Source organism: Kitasatospora sp. NPDC034035 (genome assembly GCF_055575755.1).
The window spans coordinates 204,843-230,411 of record NZ_JBVISA010000001.1 but is presented as its reverse complement, the minus strand read 5'-3'; the positions used below and the strand labels follow the sequence as shown (position 1 = coordinate 230,411).

Below are 25,569 nucleotides of genomic sequence, written 5' to 3'. Positions count from 1 at the left end.
TCGAGCAACAGCGCGGCCCCGTGCGTGTCGGTGAGCACCGTCGACGGCCCGGGTTCCGACCTCGATCGCGCGGGCCCGCACCGGGCCGGCAGCAGACCGCCACCCCGACCGGCCACCGTCCGCTAAAGATCTGTCAAAACCGCTGTGCACACGCCTGTCACCCCTCCCTCCCCCGGCGCATACTGTCCTGCGCGGCTCGCAGCGCGCGACAGGGCCCATCCGGTCCCGGCCCGGCTGCGCCGCGACGGGGGAGGTCGAAATCGTGGCAGTGGTCGTGATCGTGGTCGTGGTGCTCCTGCTCTGGCTGATGACCGGCGTGCGGGTGGTGCAGCAGTACGAGCGCGGTGTGGTCTTCCGGCTCGGGCGGGTGCGCGAGCAGGTCCGTGAGCCGGGCGTCACCCTGCTGATGCCGGTGCTGGAGCGGATGCGCAAGGTCAACGTGCAGGTCATCACCATGCCGGTGCCCGCGCAGGAGGGCATCACCAAGGACAACGTCTCGGTCAGCGTCGACGCGGTGCTGTACTTCCGCGTGATCGACCCGATCAGGGCCACCGTGGACGTGCAGAACTACGCCTTCGCCATGCTGCAGGTCGCCCAGACCTCGCTGCGCTCCATCATCGGCAAGAGCGAGCTGGACGACCTGCTCTCCGGCCGGGAGAACCTGCACCAGGGGCTGGAGGTCATGCTGGAGAGCCCGGCCACCGGCTGGGGCGTGCACATCGACCGGGTGGAGATCAAGGACGTCAGCCTGCCCGACTCGATGAAGCGCTCGATGGCCCGCCAGGCGGAGGCCGACCGCGAGCGCCGGGCCCGGATCATCACCGCCGACGGCGAGTTCCAGGCCGCGGCCAAGCTCTCCGAGGCGGCCGCCAAGATGGCCGAGACCCCGGCGGCGATGCAGCTGCGGCTGCTGCAGACGGTGGTCGAGGTGGCGGCGGAGAAGAACTCGACGCTGGTGCTGCCGTTCCCGGTGGAGCTGCTGCGCTTCTTCGAGGCCTCCGCCGCCCGGATCGCCGACGGCTCGGCCGGCACGGACGGCACAGGCGGCTCGGACGCCTCGGCCGTCAGGGCCCCGGCCCAGCCGCCCGCCGTTCCGGCGCAGCCCTCGGCCGACGGGAGCTGACCGCGCGCTGCCCGACCGGTGACCGGGCGGGCGGCCCGCGCCGCCAGCCCGGTCACCGGTCGTCGCCGTCATAGCTTGTCTCTATGACCTCATAGACCGGAACCGACTACACCCCCGTCCCACCACCGGGTTGGCTGCAAGGGTCCAGACCACCTCCCGCTGCGCCCGACCGGAGGGACCGCCCGTCATGCCCCGCCCGATCAGAGTCGCGATCGTCGGTGCCGGCCCCGCCGGCATCTACGCCGCCGACGCCCTGCTGAAGTCCGACGCCGCCCAGACGCCCGGCGTCTCGATCGACCTGTTCGAGCGGATGCCCGCCCCGTTCGGCCTGATCCGCTACGGCGTCGCGCCCGACCACCCGCGCATCAAGGGCATCGTGTCGGCCCTGCACCAGGTGCTCGACAAGCCGCAGGTCCGCCTGTTCGGCAACGTCGACTACCCGTCCGACCTCGCCCTGGACGACCTGCACCGGTTCTACGACGCCGTCGTCTTCGCCACCGGCGCGACGGCCGACCGCCCGCTGGACCTGCCCGGCATCGAGCTGGACGGCTCCTACGGCGCGGCCGACTTCGTCTCCTGGTACGACGGCCACCCGGACGTGCCGCGCAACTGGCCGCTGGAGGCCGAGAAGGTCGCGGTGCTCGGCGTCGGCAACGTCGCACTGGACGTCGCCCGGATCCTCGCCAAGACCGCCGACGAGCTGCTGCCCACCGAGATCCCCGGGAACGTCCACGAGGGCCTGCGGCACAACCGCGCCCGCGAGGTGCACGTCTTCGGCCGCCGCGGCCCGGCCCAGGCCAAGTTCAGCCCGATGGAGCTGCGCGAGCTGGACCACTCCCCGACCATCGAGGTGATCGTCAACCCCGAGGACATCGAGTACGACGCCGGCTCGATCGCCGAGCGCCGCGCGGTCAAGCACGTCGACCTGGTCGCGGCGACGCTGGAGAACTGGGCGATCCGCGACGTCGGGGACCGCCCGCACCGGATCTTCCTGCACTTCTTCGAGTCCCCCGTGGAGGTCGTCGGCGAGGACGGCCGGGTGGTCGGGCTGCGCACCGAGCGCACCGAGCTGGACGGCACCGGCAACGTGCGCGGCACCGGCCGCTTCACCGACTGGGACGTGCAGGCGGTCTACCGGGCCGTCGGCTACTACTCCGACGAGCTGCCCAAGCTGCCCTTCGACCCGGTCTCGGGCACCGTCCCGCACACGGCCGGCCGGGTCGAGGACGGCGACGGCTCGCACCGCTCCGCCACGTACGTCACCGGCTGGATCAAGCGCGGCCCGGTCGGCCTGATCGGCCACACCAAGGGCGACGCCAACGAGACGGTCGCCTGCCTGCTGGACGACCACGCGGCCGGCCGTCTGCCCGGCGCCGTCGAGCCGGACCCGGCGGCGGTCGAGGAGCACCTGCGCGGCCAGGGCGTCCGGTACACCACCTGGGCGGGCTGGCAGCTGCTCGACGCCCACGAGCGCGCGCTCGGCGAGGCCGAGGGCCGCGAGCGGGTGAAGGTCGTCGAGCGCGAGGAGATGCTCCGCCACAGCGGGGCGTGAACGCGGCCCGCGCCTTCACCGAAAATCCCGGGAATTACCCCGGAATGAGCACCAGGCCGATAACCGGATGGGCACCGGCCCGATTCCGGCCGATTCCGGGGCCGGAATTCCGAGGGCTGCTGCCGATCGTCCTACCCGCGCCCGTCACGGACGGACGATCGGCAACAGCACCTCGTCGACGATCTCCTCCGGATCGAGCTGCACCGCGTCCCCGCCGCACATCTTGATCCGGTACAGCATCAGTGCCGGCACCAGGTCGGTGACCAGCGGGGTGACCGCCCCGGGGCGGACCTCGCCGCGTGCGGCGCCGTGGTCCAGCACCTCGGCCATCAGCGCGGTCGTCGGCTCGACCACCCGCTCGAACACGATCTCCACGAAGGCGTGCGCCCGCTGGTGGTCGAGCTCGCTCATGATCGCCCGGACCGCGGCGCCCAGCTCGCTGAACATCGCGGCACGCAGCCTGGCCACCACCTCCAGCAGGTCCCCGCGCAGGCTGCCGGTGTCGGGGGCCGACGCGCCGGGCGGCAGGCTGTTCCGCAGCGCGTCCATGACCAGTTCCTCCTTGGAGGACCAGCGGCGGTAGAGCGCGGCCTTCCCGGTCTGCGCAGCGGCGGCCACCCCCTCCATGGTCAGCCGGGCGTAGCCGTCGGTGGTGAGCTGCTGGAGGACCGCCTCGTAGATGGCGCTCTCCAACGCCTCGCCGCGTCGCCGCAGCGGGGCGCCCGTCACCGGTCCTCGCACGGCATCCGTATCAGCGGTCATGGCTGCGCACCTTCTTCAGTCGCCCTTCCTCGATCCCACCGGTACACACATTCTCCCGCGCCGTGGTTCTCCGATCCGCCAGTATCCGCGAATGGTGAAAGGCGCTCGGCCGCCCAAGCAATGGCGAATGCGTTTTCTCCCTCACGGGCCCACTGTCACGGGCCTACTGTCACGGGCCTACTGTCGATGTTAGTGAACGAACCCGTTCCCTCCCACCCCCTCCGCCTTTGCACCCTTGCACCGAGTTCCCAAGTAGCCGAGTTGCAAAGGATGTTCGCCCCGCTACGCTTCCAGAAGAGGCTCCCGCGGTTGCCCGGGCCCGGCCGTCCGCCGAGTCGCCCCCCAGCGCACCGCACCCGCGCCGCACCCGCGCCGAACCCACCCCCCGACCGGAACGCGGGGGTGTCCCGTGCAACGCAGCGGCACCCGGCCGCGGAGGTGCCGGACACCAGACCAGCCACCGCCCGCACCGGCATCACGCACGGTGACCGTCCTCGCGCTCAGCGGGACCGGGACAGGACCCTCGCCCCATGCGGATGGGGCAGGACCGGCGGTGGCATGGAGGAGCAGGTCGGAGCGGCCGGCCTGCGGAACCCACCGTGGAGGTCACCATGACCGACAGAACGGTCGGCACGGCGCTGATGGCGGCCGGTGCGGCCGCGCTCTTCGCCGCCGTGAGCCTCGCCGCAGCCGCCCGGGCGTGCAGGTGCCCGGTCAGGAGCGTCGAGAGCGTCAAGGGTAGCCGCAGGCCGAAGCCGCGGCCCCACCTCGGGCACGGTCACGGCGGCGGCCCGGCCAAGCCCCATTGCCCCAATCCGCCGAACTGCAATTGATTCCGTTGTCAACCCTTGTGCTCCTTAGATCCCCCGCAGGTCCCGCCCCCGGCCGACCGCCCGTCGCGCCGGGGGCGGTGGCGTGCCACCGAAGGGGCGTCCGCGCTCAGCCGCCCGCGGGCCGGCGCGGGAGGACCGCGTGCACCCGGGTGCCGCGGCCCAGGGCGTCGACGGTGCAGCTGCCGCCGATCTCCGCAGCCCGCTCGGACATCGACCGCAGTCCCACCCCCGGGTGCGCCGGGCCACTGCGGCCCGGGCCCTGCCCGTCGTCCTCGACGACGAGTTCCAGCGCCCCGGCGTCCACCCGGACGGACACCGTGGCGCTGCTCGCCCGGGCGTGCCGCAGCACGTTGTTGAGCGCCTCCGCGGTGATCCGGTAGACGGCGACCTCCACGGCCGCGGGCAGCTCCGGCAGCGGATCCGGCTCCAGCCGGGCGGTGACGGCGAGGTCGGCGCCGCTGAAGGTCTCCGCGAGCCGGTCCAGCGCCCGGGACAGTCCGTAGTCGCCCAGCGCGGTGGGCCCGAGCCGGTCGGTGACCCGCCGGACCTCCCGGACCGCCGAGGCGAGGTCGTCCGCGACCCGCTCCAGCGCGCCGGAGAACAGCGCCGGGTCGTCCACCGCGGCCGCCCCCTGCAGCCGCAGCCGCAGGCCGGCCAGCAGCGGGCCGAGTCCGTCGTGGATGTCGCGGCGCAGCTGGCGGCGCTCCTCCTCGCGGGCCGCGACGATCTGCTCGCGGCTCGCCCGGAGGTCCTCCATCAGCTGGAGGGAGGCGACGGCGGGCGCGGCCTGGTCGGCGAGCGAGCGCAGGATGTCGCGGTCGCTGTCGTCGAGGGTCTGCTGGCCGGGGCGCGGGGCGACGGTGAGCCGTCCGATCTCGGCGCCCCGGTGGACCAGGGCGAAGCCCTCGCCGCGGCCGGAGCGGTCCCCGACAGCGGCCAGCGGGCGTTCGCCGCCACGGGTGGAGACGGTCAACGCCACACCGGACAGCCGGAGTTCGTCACTGACCGTGGCGCACAGCACGGCCGGCACGTCCTGCGGGTCGACGGTCTGGCTGACCCGTCCGGCGAGGCTGCGCAGCACCTGGTACGGCTGGGCGCGCGCGCCGTAGTACCAGCGGTCGACGACGCCGGAGGCCCAGCCCACGCCCCGCGGCAGGCCGGCCGCGAGCAGGAAGACGAGGGCGACCAGCAGCAGCGCCCCGGCACCGCGCCGCCCGGGCATCAGCATGGTGGAGAGCACACAGGCCACCAGCACGAACACCACGACCAGTCCGGCGGCGATCAGCAGGCCGACCAGGACCCGCCGGGCCGCCCGGTCGAGCCGCCAGGAGCCGTCCCGGACGACGACGGCGGCCAGGGTGAGCGTCCACAGCGCGGAGGCCACCGCGAAGGCGACGTACGAGGGCGTGCTCTGGTCGTCGAAGTAGTAGCCGAGTTCGGCGCCGCCCCACAGCAGGTAGACGCCGAGGGCGAGCAGGACGTTCTGCCGGCGCCGCTTGGGCACCCCCCGGGTGCGGGCGAGCGGGACCAGGATCACCAGGACGGTCAGCACCACGAACACGACGAGCTGGGTGAGGTGCATCCGGTCGTTGAACGTCCGCAGCCACTCGGCGACGGTGCTGCCGGCGAGCGGGTTGGGCCGGCCGAACACCGTGGGCTGGTAGACGTAGTAGCCGGCCTGGGGCAGCATCCACAGGGCCAGGGCGCCGATCGCGTACCACCACCGGCGGCTCGGCAGGGTCCCGTACGGCAGCCACAGTGGCAGCGCGTGCCAGATGGTGCCGCTGACGGCGTATCCGGCCGACACCAGGACCACCACGGCTCCGACGACCCGCGAGTCGCCCACCTCGCCCCAGACCGGGGCCTGGGCGGCGAGCGGCACGATCAGCGCCGTCCCGTACGCGAGCAGCACCCAGCCGAGCTGGTTGCCCGGGCGGTGCGCGTGCAGCAGCACCCCGCCCGCGACGGCGGCGAGGCCGTAGCCCAGGACCGCCAGGTGGTGGGCGGGTTGGGAGATCCCGGGGACGCCCTGGTGGCTCAGGACGTAGCCGATCCACAGACCCCCGGCCACCAGGCAGACGACGGCGCACAGACCCGCCATGGCCAGCTGCCGCTCCGCCGGGCCGGACCGGGGCCGCCCCCAGGCTCTCCGCGCACTCTCCGCAGCCATGAGCACCCTTTCCTCTCCGCGACCCACCGGATGCCAGCAGTCTCCTGCACCCGGTGTCCCGGGCACATGAGGCAGTGGCCCCGGCGGGGCGCGGCACCCCGGACGGGGGCCGAGGGGGTGGTCTCCGCCGGCGCCTACAGGCTCAGGTCGACGGCGAGGCAGTTGTAGAACGTCCAGGAGCCTTCGGGGTTGTACGGGTCGCCTGCCTGGCCGCCCGGCCCGGTGTCCACCCCTTCGGTCATGTCCTCGAAGCGGATGCGCTCGGGCAGGCTGCCGTAGCGCGCGTGCCGCGCTTCGGCGGCGGGGTCGCGGGCGAGGTCATCGTTCATCCGCTCAGCGTGCGCCTTGATACATCACCTGTCAAGGTGGTGACGCTTCCGGGGTGCCCGCTCGCCGAGGCGGCCGGACACACGTGTTTGACCGATTCCCCACTCTCCGAGGCCCTGCCTGAGGCATCGTTACCCGGGGCGGGCCACGGCGGATTCGTTCACGACACACTCGTCCACGAACACACTCGTCCACCCACACGAAGAGCAGTGCGAAGGAGAACGTTCATGGTCAACCCGGACACGGCCGGCCAGGGCCTCGCGCAGGAGACGGTGTCGGCGGCGCTCGACCGCGCCGCCGCGACCGCCCACCTCAACGCGTTCATCGCACTCGACGCCGAGGGGGCACTCGCCGAGGCGGCCCGTCACGACACCCGGGGCGATGCTCGGGGTGACCAGGAGGGGCAGGCCCACTGGTGCCTCGTCGTCAAGGACAACATCCATGTCGCGGGGCTGCCCAACACCGCCGGCACCCCCGCGCTCAAGGGCTTCGTCCCCGACGCCGACGCGCCGGTGGTCCGATCCCTGCGCGCGGCGGGGGCGATCGTCCTCGGCAAGACGAACATGCACGAGCTGGCCCTGGGTGCCACCTCCTGCAACCACACCTTCGGCGCCGTCGGCAACGCCACCGACCCGGCCCTGTTCGCGGGCGGCAGCAGCGGCGGTACGGCCGCGGCGGTGGCAGCGGGCGTCGCGGAGGCCGGGCTCGGCACCGACACCGGCGGTTCCATGACCATCCCGGCCGCCCTCAACGGGATCTACGGCCTGCGCCCCAGCGCCGGGCGCTACCCCTCGGCGGGTCTCACGCCACTGTGCCCCACGCGGGACACGCCCGGTCCGATGGCGAACACCCTCGACCGCCTCCTGACGCTGGACACCCTCCTCACCGGGGAGACCGGGAGTCCGCAGGACCCGGAACGCCCGCTCCGGCTGGGCCTGCCGAGGCACGTGTTCACCGAGGACCTGGAGGGCCCCGTCCGGGACGCCTGGGAGGCGGCCGTCGACCGTCTCGCCGCGGCGGGGCACACCTGGGTCCCCGTGGACACGGCACACCTGGTCGCGTACGACTCCCGGATCGGATTCCCGCTCGTCTTCGGCGAGTTCGCCGCCGCTCTCGGCCGCTACCTCGAGGAACACCGCGCCGGGCTCACGCCGGCCGACGTCCTCGACACGGCGGGCGACCCGGTCATGGCGGAGACGCTCCGGGCGACCGCCCTGCCCAGCGGCCCGGGGCACCCGGGGCCCGCCGCGCTGCAGGGGGCGCTCGCGCAGCGGCAAGCGATGCAGGCGGCCTACGCGGACCTGTTCGCGGCCGACGGTCTGGACGCGATCCTCAGCCCCACCGTCCCGGTATGCGCCCGGCCGCTGCGCCGCTTCGAGGACTCCCTCCCCCTCAACGGGCAGGACGCGCCCACGTTCTTCACCCTGATCCGCAACACCTCCCCCGCGGCCACGGCCGGTCTGCCCTCGGTGACGGTGCCGCTTCCCGTCACCGCGTCCCCGCCGGTCGGACTGCAGCTGATCGGGCGTCGGATGGCCGACCGGGACCTGCTGTCGGTGGCCGTGCGGGTCGACGCCCGCCTGCGGCACGGGTAGCCGGCCCGACCCGTCACCACCTTGACAGGTGACTCGACGCCACGACAAACTCATCACCAGTCAGAGCGGTGACGGGTCGGCGCGTCCGGCCCGTCCACTGCCGAAATGTCCGAAAGGGGTTTGTCGTGGTGAGCATCAAGGGTGGACGCAAGCGAGTAGTGACGGGTGCGGTCTCGGCGCTCACGGCGGGTCTCGCGCTCTGCGCGCTCACCCTCCCGAGCTCCGCCAGCGGCGCGACCGGCGCCGCCGAGGCCGACGGCTTCGGCGGCCGCGCCAAGCCGACCATCGTCCTGGAGCACGGCGCCTTCGCCGACGGCTCCAGCTGGAACGCCGTCGTCGCCGAACTGCGGGCCGACGGCTACCCCGTGGTCGCCGCCGCCAACCCGCTGCGCGGTCCGGCCTCCGACGCCGCCGCCCTGCGCACCGTCCTCGACCACATCAAGGGCCCGAAGATCCTCGCCGGACACTCCTACGGCGGCAACGTCATCAGCGAGGCCGCCACCGACGACCCCGACGTCAGGGCCCTCGTCTACGTGGCCGCCTTCCTGCCCGCCCCCGGCGAGACCGCCCTGGAGCTCACCGGCAAGTACCCGGGCTCCACCCTCCCCGACGCCCTCGACCCCGTCACCTACCGGCAGGGTGACGGCAGCACCGGCACCGACCTGTACATCCGGCAGGACAAGTTCCGCCACCAGTTCGCCGCCGACGTCCCCGCCGGCCAGGCCGCGCTGATGGCCGCCGAACAGCGCCCGATCGCCCAGGCCGCGCTGGAGGAGAAGGCCACCAGCGCCGCCTGGCAGACCAAGCCCAGCTGGTCCATCGTCACCACGCGCGACCTCAACATCCCCGCCGCGGTGCAGCGTTACATGGCCGAGCGGGCCCACGCCCACACCACCGAGGTGGCCGCCTCGCACTCCGTCGCCGTCTCCCGCCCCCGCCTCGTCGCGGACGTCATCGAGCAGGCCGCCCGCGCCACCGCCCGCTGACCGCCCCACGCCCGGTCCCGCCGCCCAGTACCGCCGGAAACGGCCGTACTGGGCGCAGCCGTGCGGCGGGCCGCAGCGGGTCGCGACGGGTCGCACCGGGCCGCGGCGGCTTCGGGCAGCACACATGTGTCTCGCCCCGGGCGCGGCCGGAGGCTGCGCCACCCGAATATGTTGGCCTGTACCAGGTGACGGAACACCTGCGGGACATCTAGTCTCTTGCGTCAGGGTGGCGGACATGTGTCGGACGACCACCGGCTCGGAAGACCGCACGCAGCGTGTGGACGAAGACGCGTCGGCGGGTGTCAGTCGCCGCGGCGCGAAGGATGTGGGGAACGTTGGAATCGATCGACCGGACCATGGTCGGCCGCGCACACGAGCAGGAGGTGCTGTCCGACTTCGTGACGGCCTCCGGGGGCCGGGCCCTCGTCCTGCGGGGTGACACGGGAGTGGGAAAGAGCACCCTGCTGGACCACGTCGCCGACCTCGCGTCGGGCCGACGGCTCAGCGAGGAGCACGCCAAGGAGCACGGCGAGGATCCCGGCCAGCGGCACCGGGTGATCAGGGCGGTCGGGGTCGAGGCCGAGTGGGAGCTGCCGTTCGCCGGCCTGCACCAGTTCCTCTACCCGCTGCTCCCCGACATGGACCGGCTGGACGACGGCCACCGGGCGGTCCTGGACGTCGTGTTCGGCCGGAGCGAGGGGCCGCCGCCCTCGGTCATGACCCTCGGCATCGCCGTCCTCGACCTGCTCTCCCTCGCGGCCTCGCGGCGGCCCCTCCTGCTGGTGCTCGACGACGGCCAGTGGCTGGACACCCCGAGCACCGAGGTGTGCGGGTTCGTGGGGCGACGGCTCACCGGCAGTTCGGTGAAGCTCGTCGTCGGCCTGCGTTCCGACGTGCCCTCCGGCTTCGACACGGCCGCGCTGCCCCGACTGCCGGTGACCACGCTGTCGGAGCGCGCCTCGGAGGAGCTCCTGGACCTGCACCACCCCGGCCTGGACCCCCTGGTCCGCCGCCTGGTCCTGGACGAGGCCCAGGGGAACCCGCTGGCGCTGCTGGAACTGCCGCCCCACGTGCTGCGCAGCGGCCGACCGGCCGGCGACCGCGCAGAGCCGTTCGGGTACGCCGGCATCCCTTTGCCCCGGCGCCTGCAGCAGGTGTACGGCGCCCGCATCGAGGCGCTGGGTGGGGCCGTGCGCGCGGAGCTGCTGCGCGGTGCCCTGGACGGCGCCGGTGCGGGCACGGCGGGTGCGGCCGGCAACTCCCGCCGTACCCGCTATCGGATGACGGACGCCGCCGAGGCCGCGGACGGCGGGCTGCTGGACGTCGACCCGTTCAGCGGCGACCTGGTCTTCCGGCACCCGCTGGTGCGGTCGACGGTCGTCCAGCTGGCGACCCCCAACGAGCGGCGCGCGGCGCACGCGGTCCTCGCGCGGGTGCACCGCGAGGACGTGGAACGGCACGCCCTGCACCTGGCGGCCTCGATGGTCGACCCGGACGAGCGGGTCGCGGCCGCGCTGGAGGCCGCCGCCGACTCCGCGACCCGGCGCGGCAGCGCGGTGGCCGCCGTGGCCTGGCTGACCCGGGCGGCGGAGCTGAGCGAGGGTCACCGGGAGCGATCCCGGCGGCTGGGCGACGCGTCGTTCATCGCCGGTCACGCCGGTCTGCTGGACCGGGCCCAGCAGCTCGTCCGCTCGGACGGCGCGGCCGGGACGGGCGAGTCGCCGGCATCGGTGGTCGCGTCGGCCTACGTCGCGCTGTACGAGGACGGGGACGTGCGCTCCTCGCGGCGCCAGGTCCTGGCGGCGATCGAGGGCGTCCGCGACGGCGGGGTGCGGGAGCCGAGCGAGGCGCTCGCCCGGCTGGTCAACCTGCTCCTGGCCATCAACCAGTACGCGGGCGACGAGACGGCGTGGGAGCGGACCCACGAACTCCTCGGCTCGCTGGGCGACCTGGTGTCCGCCAACTCCCGGATCTACCAGGACGCGTGGGGCGACGTGGTCCGGCGCGGGGCCGGGGTGCGGGCGCGGGTGGAGCGGGAGTTCGCCGACCTCGGCAGGCTCGAGCCGTGGGACATCAGCCGGCTGTCCGTCGCCGCGTACCACGTGGACACCCTCAGCCAGTACCGGCCGCACCTGCAGCGCACCGTCGACCGCGAGGTGGAGACCGGCGCCATGGTGTCCGGCATGACCATGCTGCACCTGATCATGCTCGACCAGATCGCCGTCGGTGAGTGGGACGAGGCCGAGCGGACCGGAGAGCGCGGACTGCGGCTGACGACGGCGCACGGGCACGCCCTCTTCGCTCATCACACCCGCGCGTACCTCGGCCTGCTGGCCGCGCTGCAGGGCCGGGCGGAGCGCGCGCGGGAGCTCCAGGCCGCCGTCGACGCCTGGGCCCGCCCGCGCGGCGTCGGCTTCCTCACCCAGATAGCCGACGCGATCGGCACCACCGCCGCCCTCGGCGAGGGCGACTACGAGGCCGCCTACCTCCACGCCATCGGCATCACGCCCCCCGGCTCCTTCGCGCCCTACGCCCACCAGGCCTCCCGCACGCTCCTCGACCTCGTCGAGGCGGCGCTGCACACCGGCCGCTCCGAGCAGGCCCGTCGGCACGCGCTCGCCGCCCGCGAGGCCGACCTGCCCGACATCTCGCCCCGCCTCGCCGTCATCACCCACGGCGCGCTCGCCATGACCGCCACCGACCCGGCCGAGGCCGCCGAGATGTACCGTCGCGCCGAAAGCCACCCGGCCGCACCCGGCTTCCCGTTCGAACTCGCCCGCATCCGCCTCGCCCACGGCGTCCGCCTGCGCCACTCCCAGGGGCGGAAGGCGGCCCGACCGGCACTGACCCTCGCCGCCGAGGCGTTCGAACGGCTCGGTGCGGCCGCCTGGGCCGAGCGCGCCCGGGTCGAACTGCGCGCCGCCGGCGCCTCCCCGCTCGCCTCCTCGACCCATCTCGCGGCCCTGACCTGGCAGGAACGCCGGATCGCGGACCTCGCCGCCGGCGGTCTCACCAACAAGGAGATCGGCGCCCGGATGCACCTGTCGCCGCGCACGGTCAGCTCCCACCTCTACCGCGTGTTCCCCAAACTGGGCATCACCTCCCGGGCCGCCCTGCGCGACGCCCTGGGCACGCTGCCCGACGAGCGGAACGCGTGAACTCCAGCATCGCCCGGACGGGGGCCGCGGACGACAGTCGAATGACTGAAGATCGACGGTCGACTTACCTATGTACGGCGACGCCGGGACGGCGAGAGTGGGGCGGACCGACGTCCGTCACACACAGGGAAGGACCCACCCGTCATGAGCGGCCACCGGCCAGGTGCCCGGGCGAACCGAACGACACCCGGCGTACCCGACCTCACCCTGGACATCGAGCGCGTCCTGGGCCTCTCCGCCCGGCAGGCGGTCCGGGCCGGGTTCCGGTACGACCCGGAGCACCCCTTGGTGGTGTCCGTGGAGTTGCGCGTCGACGGCGGCCCCTGTGTGCGGTGGCGCATCGGTCGGGACCTGCTCCGGCGCGGGCTGTCCGCGCGCAGCGGGCTCGGCGACGTCCAGGTCCGGCCGTCGGAGCGCATGGACGGTACGGAAGGGGCGGACGGTACGGAAGGGGCGGAGGGTACGGACCGGGCGACCGCGTGGCTCCGGCTGGTCTCCGCCGACACCGCGGCCCTGTTCGAACTGCCCGTCGCACCGCTGGCGGAGTGGCTGGCGCACACCTACGAGGCGGTCCCCGCGGGACGCGAACTCGCCGCCGTCGACTGGGACACCATCACCACCGGCCTGCTCGACGCCCGGTGACCCCGGCCCCCTCTCCCCGAGCGGCATCATGACACCTCAGCATCGTCACCTCCTTGACTGGTGACGCCTTGCCATGGAACTCTTTCGCCACCGGCCAGAACGGTCACTCTTCGGTGAGGAAACCCCACATGACAGTCGTACGGTTCCATCTCGTCTCCACGCTCGGCCCGGAGGAGGTCCTGGCGGTACTGACCGACTTCGGCCCCTCCCGCGCCGAGACCTGGCCCACGATCGACGCGAAGCACTTCGAGGTCCACGACCTCGGCGACACCTGGGCCGAGGTCACCGAGGGCACCGCCGCCGCCTGGGAACGCGCACGGTACGAGTGGAAGCCGGGCGGCGACACCGTCACCATCACCACCCTCGACTCCAAGCTCTTCGGAGCCGGCGGCGGCTGGGTCTTCCGGATGACCTCCGAGGACAACGGCACCCGGGTCGACGTCGAGCTCACCCGGCAACCCACCACCGTCAAGGGCAAGGTGCTCGCCGCCCTCCTCCCGGTGGCCGCTCCCCCGTCCCTGCGCAAGTCCTTCGCGGGGCCCCTGCGGGCCAAGTGACCTGTCCCGCAGCCCTGTTCGGCGGGGCCACGGCGGAAAACGGAAGACCGAGAGGGGCCGACAGCGCGAGCTGTCGGCCCCTTCGCCATGCCCATTCCGAGCCCCGAGGTCGACGCGGCGGGCGGTGGAACCGTCAAATGACGGTGCGTCCGACAGGCCGCGCGCGGCACGCCGAGCCGTCCCGGCCGCGTGAACTCCCCCGCATCGCACCGGGCCTTCACCGTCAAGTGACCGATGTGCGGGGGCCGCCCCGGGCGAAGAGTGGGGGCCGCACAGTTCGCACCTCGGAGGGGAACGCCTGCCATGTACCGCGACCAACCGCCCCTGTGGGCACGTTCGACGCCCGCGCACCTGCCCTCGCTGCTCCTGGACATCGACCGGATGCTCGACGAGTTCACCCGGCTTCCCGTGCAGGCGGAGTTCCGGTTCGATCCGGCGACGCCCGCGGTGATCACCGTCGAATTCCTCGCGGAACGCGGCCCGATCCTCATCTGGCGGTTCGGCCGCGAGCTCCTGCACCGCGGCCTGACGACGATGAGCGGCTGCGGCGACGTCCGGATGTGGCCGGCGCAGCCCGACGAGCGGGCCTCCTCCTGGCTGCTCCTCGAAACCCCGGAGCTGGAAGCCCTGTTCGAGCTGCCGACCGGGCGGCTGGCGGCCTGGCTGGACGCCACCTACCGGATCACCCCGGCCGAGGCGGAGCTGGACGGGATCGACTGGGACGGATTCCTCCGCGGGCTGCTCGACCGCCCGGGAGCGCCGTCCGAATGAGCCCGGCCGGCCACTTGCCCTGAGGATGACTTGCCGCCCCGTTCGTCACCTGTCAGAGTGGTGACGAATACGGTGTCGTCGATCCACGGGCGAGCAAGTTCACACGTGTGCCGCCCCGGTGGCCCATGACGACGCCGCACCGCAGGCCGCACACGCGGCGGACCAGGAGGAATGACATGAAGAGCACCAACCCGGTCTTCTCCCGTTGGGGCGCCGCCCGCGCCGCCACCCTCACCGACGCCTCGGTGCGTCAACCGGTCGGCGCCATGGCCGGAGGCCCGTCGGCGGGCGGCTTCCGGACCGCCGACACCCTCACACCTGACGCTCCGACCGCTTCCACCGCTTCCACCGCTTCCACCGCGATGACCCTGGACGACGTCGTCATACGCACCGCGACGACGCTCGGCGCCGTGACGCTGGCGGCGGTGCTTTCCTGGCTCCTCCTGCCGGTCGACGAGGCGCACCTCGGCCTCTCGTACGGGATAGCCGTGGGTGCCGCCGTCGTCGCCTTCGCGCTGTCGATGCTCCAGGCCGTCAGGCGGCTGCCGTCCCCGGCCCTGATCCTCGGATACGCGGCGTTCGAGGGCGTCTTCCTCGGCGTGGTCTCCAGCGCGACCTCGACCTACCTCGCCCCGGGCATGGTCGTTCAGGCGGTCCTCGGCACCTTCACCGTGTCGGCAGCCGTGCTCGTCGCCTACCGGATGCGCTGGATCCGGGTCACCCGCCGGTTCGCCGGGTTCCTCACCGCCGCCGCGGCCGGCTTCCTCCTGCTGCTCCTCGCCGACCTCCTCTTCTCCGCCTTCGGCGCGGGCCACGGCCTCGGCTTCCACAGCGGCGGCCTCGGCCTCCTTTTCGGCGCGATCGGGGTCCTGCTCGGGGCGGGCTTCCTCGCCCTGGACTTCCGGCAGGTGGAGGACGCCCTCGCCGAGGGCGCGCCCCGCGAGGACGCGTGGCTGGCCGCCTTCGGTCTCACCACGACGCTGGTGTGGATCTACCTCGAGGTGCTGCAGGTCCTGACCATCTTCAACAACAACGACAACTGAGCTTCCCCGCTGGGGTTTTCCCCGACCGGGTTCCCCCGACGCCGGAGGGGCATGCGCGCCGCGCATGCCCCTCCGGCGTGTCCGCCCACGGGCCGATCGACGCGCTGCCGCCGTCTGGCGAGCTCGACCCCGCCGAGGCCTCCGAGGCCTTCGACGCCCCTCTGCCCCTCTGCCCCGCTGCCCCGTTGCCCCTGCCCGCCTGCCTGCCTGCCTGCCTGCCTGCCCGCCACGGTCATCGCCGATGCCACGCACCCGGGCCACGGAACGATGCCACGCACGCGGGCCACGGAGCAACGCGACCGACCCGGGCCGCGGGAACGCAAAAGGTCCCGGCCCGCGCCACGGGGGGCGCGGGCCGGGACGGTACCGGAGGGGATTCAGTGCCGGGAGGGAAGGACGCAGCGGAAGCTGGTGGCGGCGGCCGGGTCGCCGTGGCCGGTGTAGTGGGACACCTTGGGGTAGGCGCACACGTCGCGGCTGACGTTCTGCCCGGCGGCGTCGACCAGGGTGGCGGGCAGCGTCCTGGGGGCCTTGCCCTGCTCGACCCAGGCGGTCAGCGCGGCGAGGTCGTCGATGGTGCCGGCGCCCTTGTTGAGGCCGCAGTGGCTCGCGCCCGGGACGAGGAAGAGCCGGTAGAAGTCGTCGACCCGCTTGGTGCCGCCCATCGTCCGCTCGACCTGCCGGCGGTAGTCGACGGTTCCCTGGGTGGGGATGTACTGGTCGGCTTGGCCGTGCCAGGTCAGGAGCTTGCCGCCGGAGTCGCGGAAGGCGGAGAGGTCGGGGTCGTCGGTGCCGATGATCCGGTCGTACTCGGCCCGGGACTGCTCGAACAGCTGGGTGAACTGGTCGTAGGTGATGGTCGAGACGTCGAACGACGGCTGCTTCTTCAGCCAGGTCGTGACCCAGAGCTTGGGCACCGGGAACGGTGCGCCCTTGGCCACGCCGTTCGGGTCGGGGGCGGTGCCGGCCAGTGCCGACAGGTCGGCCCCGACCGGGACACCAGACCATAGCTTCCGGCCCGAGGCGGTGCGCGGGCCGTCCCATATCTTGCGCACCACGGCCGCGTCGGCCGCCGTGATGGTCAGCTCCTTGCCGTTGCACACCACCTTGGTGCCGATCAGCCGGCGGGGGTCGAAGTCGCACCGCGCCGCGTCGTTGACGAGGTGGTCCTTGACGCCGTCGAGCGGGTCGCAGGCCTCGACGGCGGCGTCGGTGAAGGCCTTGAACTCGCAGGCGGACGGGTAGGTCTTCTCGTTGTTCATGACGACCTGCGGCCACAGGGTGGCGACTTCGAACTCGTCCCAGTTGACGGCGGGCGCGTTGGCGAGGATGCCGTCGAAGTCGTCGGGGTAGCGCTGGGCTTCCATGTAGCCCTGGCGTCCGCCGGTGGAGCACCCGTTGAAGTAGGAGTAGGCGGCGCCCCGGCCGTACGCGGCGGCGACGACCTCCTTGCCGACGATCGCCGCCTCGTGCTGGGACCGGGAGGCGAGGTTCTCGAGCAGCGCGGTGTTGACCTGCCCCTTGCCGTTCAGCGCCCAGCTGACGTCGACGGCGTCGCCGAGCCCGGCATCGGTGGTGGTCCCGGCGTACCCGTTCTTGACCGCGGTGCCCAGTCCGACGTTGTTGTCCCCGGCCGCGTAGGCGCTGCCGCCGACGGCCTGGAAGCGGCCGTTCCAGCCGCTCAGGGGGAGCCAGGTCCGCACCTTGGCATGGTCGTTGTCGCCGGGGTGGGTGATCGTGACGGTCACCTCGCAGTAGGCGGGGACGCCGGTCACCACGCCGCCCACGACCCCGGTCCCGTCGATGGTGCCGCCCTCCTGGCGGAGCGCCGTCACGGACTCCACCGTGGTGCCGGCGGGGGCCCGCACCGACACCGGCGAGCAGGAGAACGTGGCGGGTACGGAGCCGCTCCGGGCCTCCGCCGCCGCCATCGGCAGGTTCGCCGCGGCCAGGGCGGCGCCGGTCGCGAGCACGATCAGGAATCTCTTCATGGGTATCCCGTCCAGGTAGGTAGGTAGGTGTGTGCCCGGCCGCGAAGAAAGCGTGTGCGCGGCACATGAGCAGGGGGCTGGTCGAAAACATATCACCGGTCAAACAGGTGACGGTAGAGGTGTGGTGACGACAGGTCCGGTGGCGACGAGGGTCCGGTGACGCTCAGGCGTCCGACCGGTCCCGGGGCAGCCACCGGGAGTGGTGCCGCTCGGCCCAGGACCGGCGGACGTACCCGGTACGCATGCCGCGCCTCGACTCCGGGTCCTGGAACGCCTTGCGCAGATGCCCGATCAGCACGATGGCGATCGCCCAGGCCAGGACGTCGTGGACGAAGATCGCGCTGGTGCGGGAGATGGACGGCAGCAGCCCCGTGAACCACATCAGCAGTCCGGTGAACGCCATCACCAGCACGGCGCCGGCGATCCAGCCCGCGTAGAGCTTCTGCCCCGCGTTGAACTTGCCCGCCGGGCGCGCCCCGGGTTCCGTCCGGCGCCTGCGGGCGGCCCGCAGCCACTCCCGGTCGTACGGCGCGAAGCGGTTGAGCCTGCACAGGTCCGCGCGGAACTCGGCGGAGAGCAGCCCGAGCAGGAAGGGCAGCGGCAGCAGGATGCCCGACCACTCGTGGACCGTGACCATCAGGTAGCGCCGGCCGACGAGTTGGGCCAGCGGCCCGAAGTACAGGCAGGCGGCGGAGGCCAGGCAGGCGAGCATCAGCCAGCCGGTGGCCCGGTGGACCATCCGCTCGGCGGTGCTGAAGCGGCGGACCCGGTCGACGCGGTGAGGCCGCCTCGCCGGGCCGGTCCGCCGCGTCGCGTCAGGCCGCCTCGCCGTGCCGGTCCGCATCGTCGAGCCAGCCGTCGACCGCATAGCCGCGCTCCTCCCAGTAGCCGGGGACGACCTTGTCGGTGACCGAGATGCCGGACAGCCACTTGGCCGACTTGTAGAAGTACATGGGCGCCACGTAGAGGCGGACCGGTCCGCCGTGGGCGTGGGTGATGGGCGCGTCCTGCATGGTCAGCGCCACCAGGACGTCCGCGCGGCGGGCCTGCTCCAGGGTGAGGCTCTCGGTGTAGGCGCCGTCGAAGCAGGTGAACCGGACCGCCGCGCCCGGGGAGCGCACTCCGGCGGCGTCGAGGAGGTCGGCCAGCTTCACCCCCTCGAAGGGCGTCCGGTCCACGCGCCAGCCGTCCGTGCAGAGCACGTCGTGGACGACCCGGGTCTGCGGCAGGGCGCGCAGGTCGCCGAGCGTGTAGGTCATCGGCCGGTCCACCAGTCCGTCGATCCGCAGTTCGTAGGTGGTCCCGTCCTTCTGCGGCACCGAACCGACGACGCTGTAGTAGCGGAAGCCGCCCGGGTTGGGCAGCAGTCCGGTCAGGCCCGTCGCGTCGTGCTCCGAGGCGGCGGCCAGGAACCGCTCCCAGCCGCGTTGAAGGTACGGCGCCGCGGCGAGCCCCGCGGCGCCCGCGCCGAGCATGCCGAGCACGGCACGCCGCCCGACCGGCGCGCCCTCGGCTCTCCGCTTCGGTTTTCCCGTCATGGTCAGTGCGCTCCTTCGAGGTGGCAGCCGCGCCGACGAGGCCGGAAACCCAGGCCGTCCGTGGTCGCGGGAACATACACACGTGTGAACATCGTCGAACCGTCCCAGCATCATCACCGGCTCAACTGGTGACGATGCTGACATGGCCCTCCATGGCTGTCAACGAGCCGACACCGCCGGGCCGGTGAGAAATGACGGCTGCCTACGAGCGACACCTGCTACGCTGCATGTGACCTGACGTTCGTGTGATCGAGGAGTGGCAGACATGGCGGGTGACGACGACATCTCCGGGTGAGACCCGGATCTGACGGCCACCGGCCGGCGCTTCAGGAACGCCGCAGCCGAAGTGGTCCGTTTCGTCGTCCCCCCTTCCCCGTGTCTGCCCAGGGCAGAGCTCTCACTCCTGCCCTCAGTCTCCTTCGAGGTCACCTCCATGTCCGACGCCGCCATCGTCTGCTCCAACCTCTCCTTCGCCTGGCCGGACGACACCCCGGTCTTCCACGACCTGTCCTTCACCGTGCCCGCCGGCCGGACCGGCCTGGTCGCCCCCAACGGCTCCGGCAAGAGCACCCTGCTCAAGCTGATCGCCGGCGAACTCACGCCCACCACCGGCTCGGTGACGGTCGGCGGCACCCTGGGCTACCTCCGGCAGAGCCTCCCCCTGACCGGAGAACTCACGGTCGCCGAGGTACTCGACATCGCCGAGGTCGTCCGGGCCATCGACGCCGTGGAGTCCGGCGACGTCGACGAACGGCACTTCACCACCATCGGCGACGACTGGGACATCGAGGAGCGCACCCGCGCCCAGCTCGACCGGCTCGGCCTGGGCCACCTCGCCCTCGACCGCAGCCTGAGCACGCTCAGCGGCGGCCAGATCATCTCCCTCGGCCTCGCCGCCCAACTGCTCAAGCGCCCCGACGTCCTGCTGCTCGACGAGCCGACCAACAACCTCGACGCCGACGCCCGGCACAAGCTCTACGACGTGCTGACGGACTTCAGCGGCTGCCTGCTGCTGGTCAGCCACGACCGCGCGCTGCTCGACCGCATGCAGGGCATCGCCGAACTCGACGGCGGCGAACTACGGTTCTACGGAGGCGACTTCACCGAGTACGAGGAGGCCGTGCGGGCCGAGCAGGAGGTCGCCGAGAAGAACGTCCGCAACGCCGAGCAGGAGCTGAAGCGGGAGAAGCGCGAGATGCAGCAGGCCCGCGAACGCGCCGAGCGCCGCGCGAGCAACGCCGCCCGCAACCTCAAGAACGCCGGTCTGCCCCGCATCTTCGCGGGCACCATGAAGCGCGGCGCCCAGGAGGCGGCGGGCCGGTCCGGCCAACTGCACGCGGCCCGGGTCAGCGACGCCAAGTCCCGGCTCGACGAAGCCGGGCGCGCGCTGCGCGAGGAGCAGCGACTCTCCCTGGAGCTGCCCGACACCCAGGTGCCCGCCGGGCGCAACCTCTTCCTCGGCGAGGGCCTGCAAGTCCGGCATGCCGGCCGGGCCGTGTTCGCCGACGGCGGCGTCGACCTGAACATCCGCGGCCCCGAGCGCATCGCGCTCACCGGGCCCAACGGCGCGGGGAAGTCCACCCTGCTGCGGCTGATCACCGGCGACCTCACGCCGGACGACGGGCGGATCACCCGCAGCGACGGCCGGATCGCCTACCTCTCGCAACGGCTGGACCTGCTGGACCCGGACCTCACCGTGGCGGAGAACCTCGCCGCGTTCGCGCCCGAGCGGCCCGAGACGGAGCGGATGAACCTGCTCGCCCGCTTCCTGTTCCGCGGCGCCCGGGCGCACCTGCCCGTCCGGGTGCTCTCCGGCGGCGAGCGGCTGCGCGCCACCCTGGCCTGTGTGCTGTGCGCCGAACCGGCCCCCCACCTGCTGCTGCTCGACGAACCGACCAACAACCTCGACCTGGTCAGCGCCGGCCAGTTGGAGAGCGCGCTCCAGGCCTATCAGGGCGCCTTCCTGGTGGTCAGCCACGACGAGCGGTTCCTCACCGAGATCGGGGTGAACCGCCGGCTGCGGCTGGCCGACGGGGCGCTGCGGGAGACCGGGGGCCCCGGGGTGTGACCCGCCGGTGTGTGGCGTGGCCCGCGTCCGAGGCTTCGTGCTCGGCGGGCCCGCCACCGCTCACAGTCCGTAGACGGCCCCCACCCGCCTGCCCGGTTCTTGCGCCCCTCACAGTCACCTGTCAGGATGGTGATGTGAACCTTGACCATGTCTTCGTGTGCGGGCACCCGGCCCTCGACTTCGCGGCGACCCTCCGCGCGCGGCGCTCGACCCGGTTCGAGATGTTCGTGACGCCCGAGCGGCTGAACGCCTGGTACCTGGACTGCGGACTCGTGGACACCATCACGCCCGGCGGCGAGCAGGACGTCCGGGACGCGAAGACCGTGCGCGAGGCCGTCTACCGCCTCGTCACCAACCGCCTCTCCGAGGAGGAGTTCGACCGCGAGGCCCTCGCCGTGCTCAACGGCGCCGCGCGCAAGGCCCCCGTGACGCCGCAACTCACCATGACCGGGCGGCACAACGAGGCGACGCCCGAGCAGGCCCTGGCCACCGTCGCGCGACACGCCGTCGAACTCCTCAGCGGCCCGGACGTCCCCTTGATGAAGGAGTGCGGCAACCCGGAGTGCACGCGGATCTACATCGACCGCTCCCGGGGCATGCGCCGCCAGTGGTGCGGCATGGATTCCTGCGGCAACAAGATCAAGGCCGCCGCCTACCGCGCCCGGAAGAAGACCGCGCCGGCCCTGGGTGTGCGCTGACCCCACCCACCGACATGTTCCGCCCCGACCGCGCCGGCACCCTCGGCATGGGTACCATGCAACACCACCCATCTCGAGGAAGTGAACGGTTGTGACCCGCCAACCAGCCTCCACACTCCGGTCCCGGTACGTGGAACAGGTCGCATCGGACCTGGAGAAGAACCACCGGCGACAGCAGGAGCTGGAGGAAGCGATCAGGGTGTTGAAGCAGGAGGAAGCCCTCCTGGTCGACATCCTGTCCCTCGCCGAGCGGTACGAGGGCTTCTCTGACCCGTCACGTCTGCCCGAACAGACCCAGGACGAGCCCGTCGCCGCGCAGGCGCGACCGGCGGCGCACGCGACGAAGGCCGACGCGAAGGAGAACTCGCGCCGGCCTCTGCTCGGTGACCTCCTGGCGGACCTGCTGGGTCACCACGACGAGCCCTGCCCCGCGAAGGAGTTGCGCGAGGAGCTCATGGCGACGTACCCGAAGCGCAACCCGACGCCTCAGGTGGTACGGAACACCCTGGAATCCCTCGTGGCCAAGGGGCGCGTCCGGCGCCACAAGCAGGAGCGCACCGTCCTGTACACCCTCGTGACGCCGGGCGTTACCGACTGACCCACCGGCCCGCCGGCGCCACCACCCTCACCTGCGGCAGGTCACACGCGCCGCGTCACACGAAGTACCACGCTCCGGGACCGTACCCCGACGACACCACGGTTTCCGCCCAGTTCCACACCTGCGCGCCGTCCGGCCAAGGCCGCTCCCCTGAACGCTCCGGGCCCCGGCTCCGGCTGCGCCGCTCCGCAGGGCCCGTGGAACACCGGCCAGGGGCGTGACGACGGTGCGCGGCCGCCCGTTGATACGTGTGTGTCGTGGCGGCCATCTCCGGCCCTCGCTCTCCGGTCGGCGGTTCGGTGTGACGGCGGTGCTGCGTGACGGTGTGACGGTGGGAGCGGGTCCCGTGCGGCGGGGGTTCCGCACGGGACCCGCCGTCTTGGGGGGATCAGGCGGCGGCGGCGTTGATGGTGACGGGGATGTTGTCGCGCGTGGCCTTGGAGTACGGGCAGATCTGGTGGGCGGCGCGGGCGAGTTCCTCGGCGGTGGCCTGGTCCACGCCGCCGAGTACCGGGGTGAGGACCGCAGAGAGCGAGAACTCGTCGTCGTCGCCGTGGGTGAGCGTGATCTCGGCGGTGATGGTGGTGCTGGTCAGCCGGATCCTGCGGAGGGAGGCGGCGCGGCGCAGGGCGCCGAGGAAGCACGCGGCCCAGCCGGCGGCCAGGAGCTGCTCCGGGTTGGTCGCGGTGCCGGCGCCGCCCAGCTCCTTCGGGAGGGCGAGGCCGGTCTCCAGCAGGCCGTCGGAGGACCGGACGCGACCGCCGTTGCGGCCCTCTCCGTCGACGTTGACGACGGCGGTGTAGCTGACTGCCATGGTGCGCTCCCCATCTGGGTCGAAAGGTATCCGTCCGCCGTCTGACCGGGGCCAGGCCGGGGCCGGGGCCGGGGTCGAGACACGTTTCTCGTCACCGGTTGAGGCGGTGATGAAATGATGGCAGCCACCCACATCACCAGTCAAGACAGTGACGCACACCTGCCTCACACTCCGACCCGAACACCAACCCGAACACCGACCCGCACCGGCGACCCGATCTTGACGCCCGCTCAGACCTTCCATCACCCTTTCACTAATCGAATAGTGAAAGGGTTCTTTGTCGATGCCCCTGGCCCTCTCCCCGCACAGCCCGCCCCGCCCCCTCCCGCCCGCGGCCCCGCTCCGACGGGCCGCCCTGCTCGCCCGCCGCCCTGCCGCACTGGCCTGGGGCCTGGCGGCGGGCTTCGCCGCGCTCTACGCCTGCGTCGCCGTCAACCGGCACCGGCGCGGCCTCACCAAGGCCTACGACCTGGGCATCTTCGAACAGGCCGTCCGGGCGTACGCGCACCTCCGGCCGCCGATCGTGCCGCTCAAGGGGCCCGGCTTCCACCTGCTCGGGGACCACTTCCACCCGCTGATCGCCGTCCTCGCCCCCGCGTACCGGGCCTTCCCGACCCCGCTCACCCTCGTGGTCGCCCAGGCGCTACTCATGGCGCTGGCCGTCGTCCCGCTCACCCGCTGGGCCCACGAGGTGGCCGGGCCGCGGGTGGCACTGCTCGTCGGCTGCGCCACCGGGGCCTCCTGGGGGATCGTCAGGGCGGCGGCCGACGACTTCCACGAGATCGCGTTCGCCGTCCCGCTGCTCGCCTTCGCCGCCACCGCGCTCGGCCGGCGCCGCCCGCTCGCCGCCGCGCTCTGGTCGCTGCCGCTGCTGCTGGTCAAGGAGGACCTGGGGCTGACGGTGGCCGCCGTCGGCCTGCTGATCGCCTGGCAGGCCCGGCAGGCCCGGCGCTCTCCGCTGCCGGGGCTCGCCCTGGCCGCCGTCGGCGTCGCCACGACCGCGCTGACCGTGCTCGTGGTGCTGCCCGCGTTCAACCCGAGCGGGGGCTTCGACTACTGGCAGCAGTTGGGCGGCGGCGGACAGCCCTCGGTCTGGGCCCTGCCGTTGCGGCTCGGGTGGCCGCCGGTCAAATGGCTGCTGTTGTTCCTGCTCGCCGCCACGGCCGGCTTCCTCGGCCTGCGCTCGCCGCTCTTCCTGCTCTGCGTGCCCACCCTGGCCTGGCGGCTCTTCTCGGCCAACCCGCACTACTGGGGCGTCAGTTACCACTACAGCGCGGTGCTGATGCCGATCGCGCTCGCCGCCCTGGTCGACGCCGTGCGCCGCTGCGGCGGCCCGCGCCCGGCCGACCCACCGACCCTGACCACCCTGACCGACCCACCGCCCCGGACCGCCCGACCCGCCCCGCTCCCCCGCCGTGCCCGGCGCGCACTCACCGTCAGCGCCCTGGTGACGGCCGTGACGCTGCCGCTCTACCCGCTGCACGAGGTGGTGATGCCGGAGGCCTGGCGCACTTCGCCCCGGCTCACCGAGACCCGGGCGATGCTCCGGCTGATACCGGACGACGCCACGGTGGCCGCCTCCAACCGGCTGGCGGCCCAGCTCACCAGCCGGGCGGAGGTCACCCTGGTGTGCCGGGAGCCGGTGTGGCCGGGGCCGGAGTGGGTGGCCGTCGACCTGCGCGACCCGAGTGTCCAGGCCCCGTGCGCCATCGCCGACACCACCCGCATGCTGACGGTGTACCAGGGTTTCGGCTACCGGCGGCTGGTCGAGCAGGACGGGCTGCTCCTGCTCAAACGCCCCTGACCGGGCCGCTCCTCCCGCCCCCGCCCTCGGTCCGTCTTGACCATCGCGCCGCAGTGGGCCACCATTCCACTATTGAACTAGTGAAAGGCCGGAACGCCGGTGATCGAGTACCGCATCGAGCGGCGCAGCGGCGTCTCCACGTACCAGCAGATCGTGCAGCAGACCAAGCAGGCTCTGCGGCTCGGACTGCTGCAGCCCGGAGACAAGCTGCCGACCGCCCGTGAGGTGGTGGAGCTGACCGCGATCAACCCCAACACCGTGCTGAAGGCCTACCGCGAACTCGAGCGCGAGGGGCTGGTCGAGCCCCGCCCGGGGCTCGGCACCTTCGTCCGGCGCTCGCTCGCCCGGCCGGAGGCGGCGGCCGACGGTCCGCTGCGCGCGGACCTGGTCGGCTGGGTGGACCGGGCCCGGGAGGCCGGGCTGGAGCGCGAGGACATCTCCGCGCTGATGGCCTCCGTCCTGGAGCAGCGTTTCGACACCGGGGTCTCCCCGGAAACACCGAACTGAGAACAGTGGGGGGACCGGGTGGAAGACCCGAC

General features: G+C 72.8%; 21 protein-coding genes. 14 read left to right on the top strand and 7 right to left on the bottom strand.

The window, feature by feature from the left end:
• The first annotated feature begins 307 nt into the window (after window positions 1-307).
• Complete coding sequence (locus tag ACZ52J_RS00995; protein WP_360502020.1) at window positions 308-1,123, top strand: slipin family protein; 816 nt, start codon at window positions 308-310, stop codon at window positions 1,121-1,123.
• A 187-nt stretch (window positions 1,124-1,310) separates the two neighbouring features.
• Window positions 1,311-2,675 carry an FAD-dependent oxidoreductase gene (locus tag ACZ52J_RS00990; RefSeq protein WP_360501950.1) on the top strand — a complete coding sequence of 455 codons (1,365 nt, stop codon included), beginning with the start codon at window positions 1,311-1,313 and terminating at the stop codon, window positions 2,673-2,675.
• A 144-nt stretch (window positions 2,676-2,819) separates the two neighbouring features.
• On the opposite strand, the gene ACZ52J_RS00985 is transcribed toward ACZ52J_RS00990, so the two are convergent.
• The 3 genes from ACZ52J_RS00985 to ACZ52J_RS00975 form a co-directional block, all read right to left on the bottom strand.
• Window positions 2,820-3,437 carry a TetR-like C-terminal domain-containing protein gene (locus ACZ52J_RS00985; RefSeq protein WP_465614900.1) on the bottom strand — a complete coding sequence of 206 codons (618 nt, stop codon included), beginning with the start codon at window positions 3,435-3,437 and terminating at the stop codon, window positions 2,820-2,822.
• 939 nt (window positions 3,438-4,376) lie between these two features.
• The gene (locus ACZ52J_RS00980; RefSeq protein WP_465614899.1) at window positions 4,377-6,440 is read right to left on the bottom strand and encodes a sensor histidine kinase; all 2,064 of its coding nucleotides are present in this window, start codon (window positions 6,438-6,440) and stop codon (window positions 4,377-4,379) included.
• Window positions 6,441-6,574: 134 nt separating this feature from the next.
• Window positions 6,575-6,769 carry a hypothetical protein gene (locus ACZ52J_RS00975; protein WP_465614898.1) on the bottom strand — a complete coding sequence of 65 codons (195 nt, stop codon included), beginning with the start codon at window positions 6,767-6,769 and terminating at the stop codon, window positions 6,575-6,577.
• Between the two features lie 225 nt (window positions 6,770-6,994).
• Here ACZ52J_RS00975 and ACZ52J_RS00970 point away from each other — a divergent pair, with 225 nt between their 5' ends.
• From ACZ52J_RS00970 to ACZ52J_RS00940, 7 genes are all read left to right on the top strand, one after another.
• Complete coding sequence (locus tag ACZ52J_RS00970) at window positions 6,995-8,362, top strand: amidase family protein (protein ID WP_465614897.1); 1,368 nt, start codon at window positions 6,995-6,997, stop codon at window positions 8,360-8,362.
• 125 nt (window positions 8,363-8,487) lie between these two features.
• Window positions 8,488-9,348: an alpha/beta fold hydrolase gene (locus tag ACZ52J_RS00965; RefSeq protein ID WP_465614896.1), complete on the top strand. Its 861-nt coding sequence runs from the start codon at window positions 8,488-8,490 to the stop codon at window positions 9,346-9,348.
• A 356-nt stretch (window positions 9,349-9,704) separates the two neighbouring features.
• Window positions 9,705-12,506, top strand: a complete 2,802-nt coding sequence (locus ACZ52J_RS00960) for a helix-turn-helix transcriptional regulator (protein ID WP_465615279.1) — start codon at window positions 9,705-9,707, stop codon at window positions 12,504-12,506.
• Between the two features lie 144 nt (window positions 12,507-12,650).
• Entirely contained in the window at window positions 12,651-13,148 is a 498-nt protein-coding gene (locus ACZ52J_RS00955; RefSeq protein ID WP_465614895.1) for an SsgA family sporulation/cell division regulator, read from the top strand.
• A gap of 128 nt (window positions 13,149-13,276) precedes the next feature.
• Complete coding sequence (locus ACZ52J_RS00950; RefSeq protein WP_465614894.1) at window positions 13,277-13,705, top strand: SRPBCC family protein; 429 nt, start codon at window positions 13,277-13,279, stop codon at window positions 13,703-13,705.
• A 303-nt stretch (window positions 13,706-14,008) separates the two neighbouring features.
• Window positions 14,009-14,476, top strand: a complete 468-nt coding sequence (locus tag ACZ52J_RS00945; protein WP_465614893.1) for an SsgA family sporulation/cell division regulator — start codon at window positions 14,009-14,011, stop codon at window positions 14,474-14,476.
• Window positions 14,477-14,652: 176 nt separating this feature from the next.
• Window positions 14,653-15,519, top strand: a complete 867-nt coding sequence (locus ACZ52J_RS00940) for a Bax inhibitor-1/YccA family protein (RefSeq protein ID WP_465614892.1) — start codon at window positions 14,653-14,655, stop codon at window positions 15,517-15,519.
• Window positions 15,520-15,896: 377 nt separating this feature from the next.
• On the opposite strand, the gene ACZ52J_RS00935 is transcribed toward ACZ52J_RS00940, so the two are convergent.
• The 3 genes from ACZ52J_RS00935 to ACZ52J_RS00925 form a co-directional block, all read right to left on the bottom strand.
• Window positions 15,897-17,510: a tannase/feruloyl esterase family alpha/beta hydrolase gene (locus ACZ52J_RS00935; protein ID WP_465614891.1), complete on the bottom strand. Its 1,614-nt coding sequence runs from the start codon at window positions 17,508-17,510 to the stop codon at window positions 15,897-15,899.
• Window positions 17,511-17,673: 163 nt separating this feature from the next.
• Window positions 17,674-18,378, bottom strand: a complete 705-nt coding sequence (locus tag ACZ52J_RS00930) for a cytochrome b/b6 domain-containing protein (protein WP_465614890.1) — start codon at window positions 18,376-18,378, stop codon at window positions 17,674-17,676.
• Window positions 18,326-19,048 carry a molybdopterin-dependent oxidoreductase gene (locus ACZ52J_RS00925; RefSeq protein WP_465614889.1) on the bottom strand — a complete coding sequence of 241 codons (723 nt, stop codon included), beginning with the start codon at window positions 19,046-19,048 and terminating at the stop codon, window positions 18,326-18,328. The genes ACZ52J_RS00930 and ACZ52J_RS00925 overlap by 53 nt, the downstream gene beginning before the upstream one ends.
• Window positions 19,049-19,481: 433 nt before the next feature.
• Here ACZ52J_RS00925 and abc-f point away from each other — a divergent pair, with 433 nt between their 5' ends.
• The 3 genes from abc-f to ACZ52J_RS00910 all read left to right on the top strand — a co-directional run bounded on the left by abc-f (window position 19,482) and on the right by ACZ52J_RS00910 (window position 22,412).
• Window positions 19,482-21,116 carry a ribosomal protection-like ABC-F family protein gene (abc-f, locus tag ACZ52J_RS00920; protein ID WP_465614888.1) on the top strand — a complete coding sequence of 545 codons (1,635 nt, stop codon included), beginning with the start codon at window positions 19,482-19,484 and terminating at the stop codon, window positions 21,114-21,116.
• A 134-nt stretch (window positions 21,117-21,250) separates the two neighbouring features.
• On the top strand, window positions 21,251-21,814 hold the full coding sequence (locus tag ACZ52J_RS00915; protein WP_465614887.1) for a CGNR zinc finger domain-containing protein: 564 nt from the start codon (window positions 21,251-21,253) through the stop codon (window positions 21,812-21,814).
• A gap of 130 nt (window positions 21,815-21,944) precedes the next feature.
• Window positions 21,945-22,412, top strand: coding sequence for a hypothetical protein (locus ACZ52J_RS00910; RefSeq protein WP_396288244.1), 468 nt, complete (start codon window positions 21,945-21,947; stop codon window positions 22,410-22,412).
• A gap of 388 nt (window positions 22,413-22,800) precedes the next feature.
• Here the strand turns inward: ACZ52J_RS00910 and ACZ52J_RS00905 are convergent, their stop codons facing one another.
• On the bottom strand, window positions 22,801-23,226 hold the full coding sequence (locus tag ACZ52J_RS00905; RefSeq protein WP_465614886.1) for an Ohr family peroxiredoxin: 426 nt from the start codon (window positions 23,224-23,226) through the stop codon (window positions 22,801-22,803).
• Between the two features lie 283 nt (window positions 23,227-23,509).
• On the opposite strand from ACZ52J_RS00905, the gene ACZ52J_RS00900 reads away from it, so the two are divergent.
• Together ACZ52J_RS00900 and ACZ52J_RS00895 are read left to right on the top strand one after the other, a co-directional pair.
• Window positions 23,510-25,030, top strand: coding sequence for a DUF2079 domain-containing protein (locus tag ACZ52J_RS00900; protein WP_465614885.1), 1,521 nt, complete (start codon window positions 23,510-23,512; stop codon window positions 25,028-25,030).
• A gap of 99 nt (window positions 25,031-25,129) precedes the next feature.
• Window positions 25,130-25,537, top strand: coding sequence for a GntR family transcriptional regulator (locus ACZ52J_RS00895; protein ID WP_360501900.1), 408 nt, complete (start codon window positions 25,130-25,132; stop codon window positions 25,535-25,537).
• Window positions 25,538-25,569: the final 32 nt, after the last annotated feature.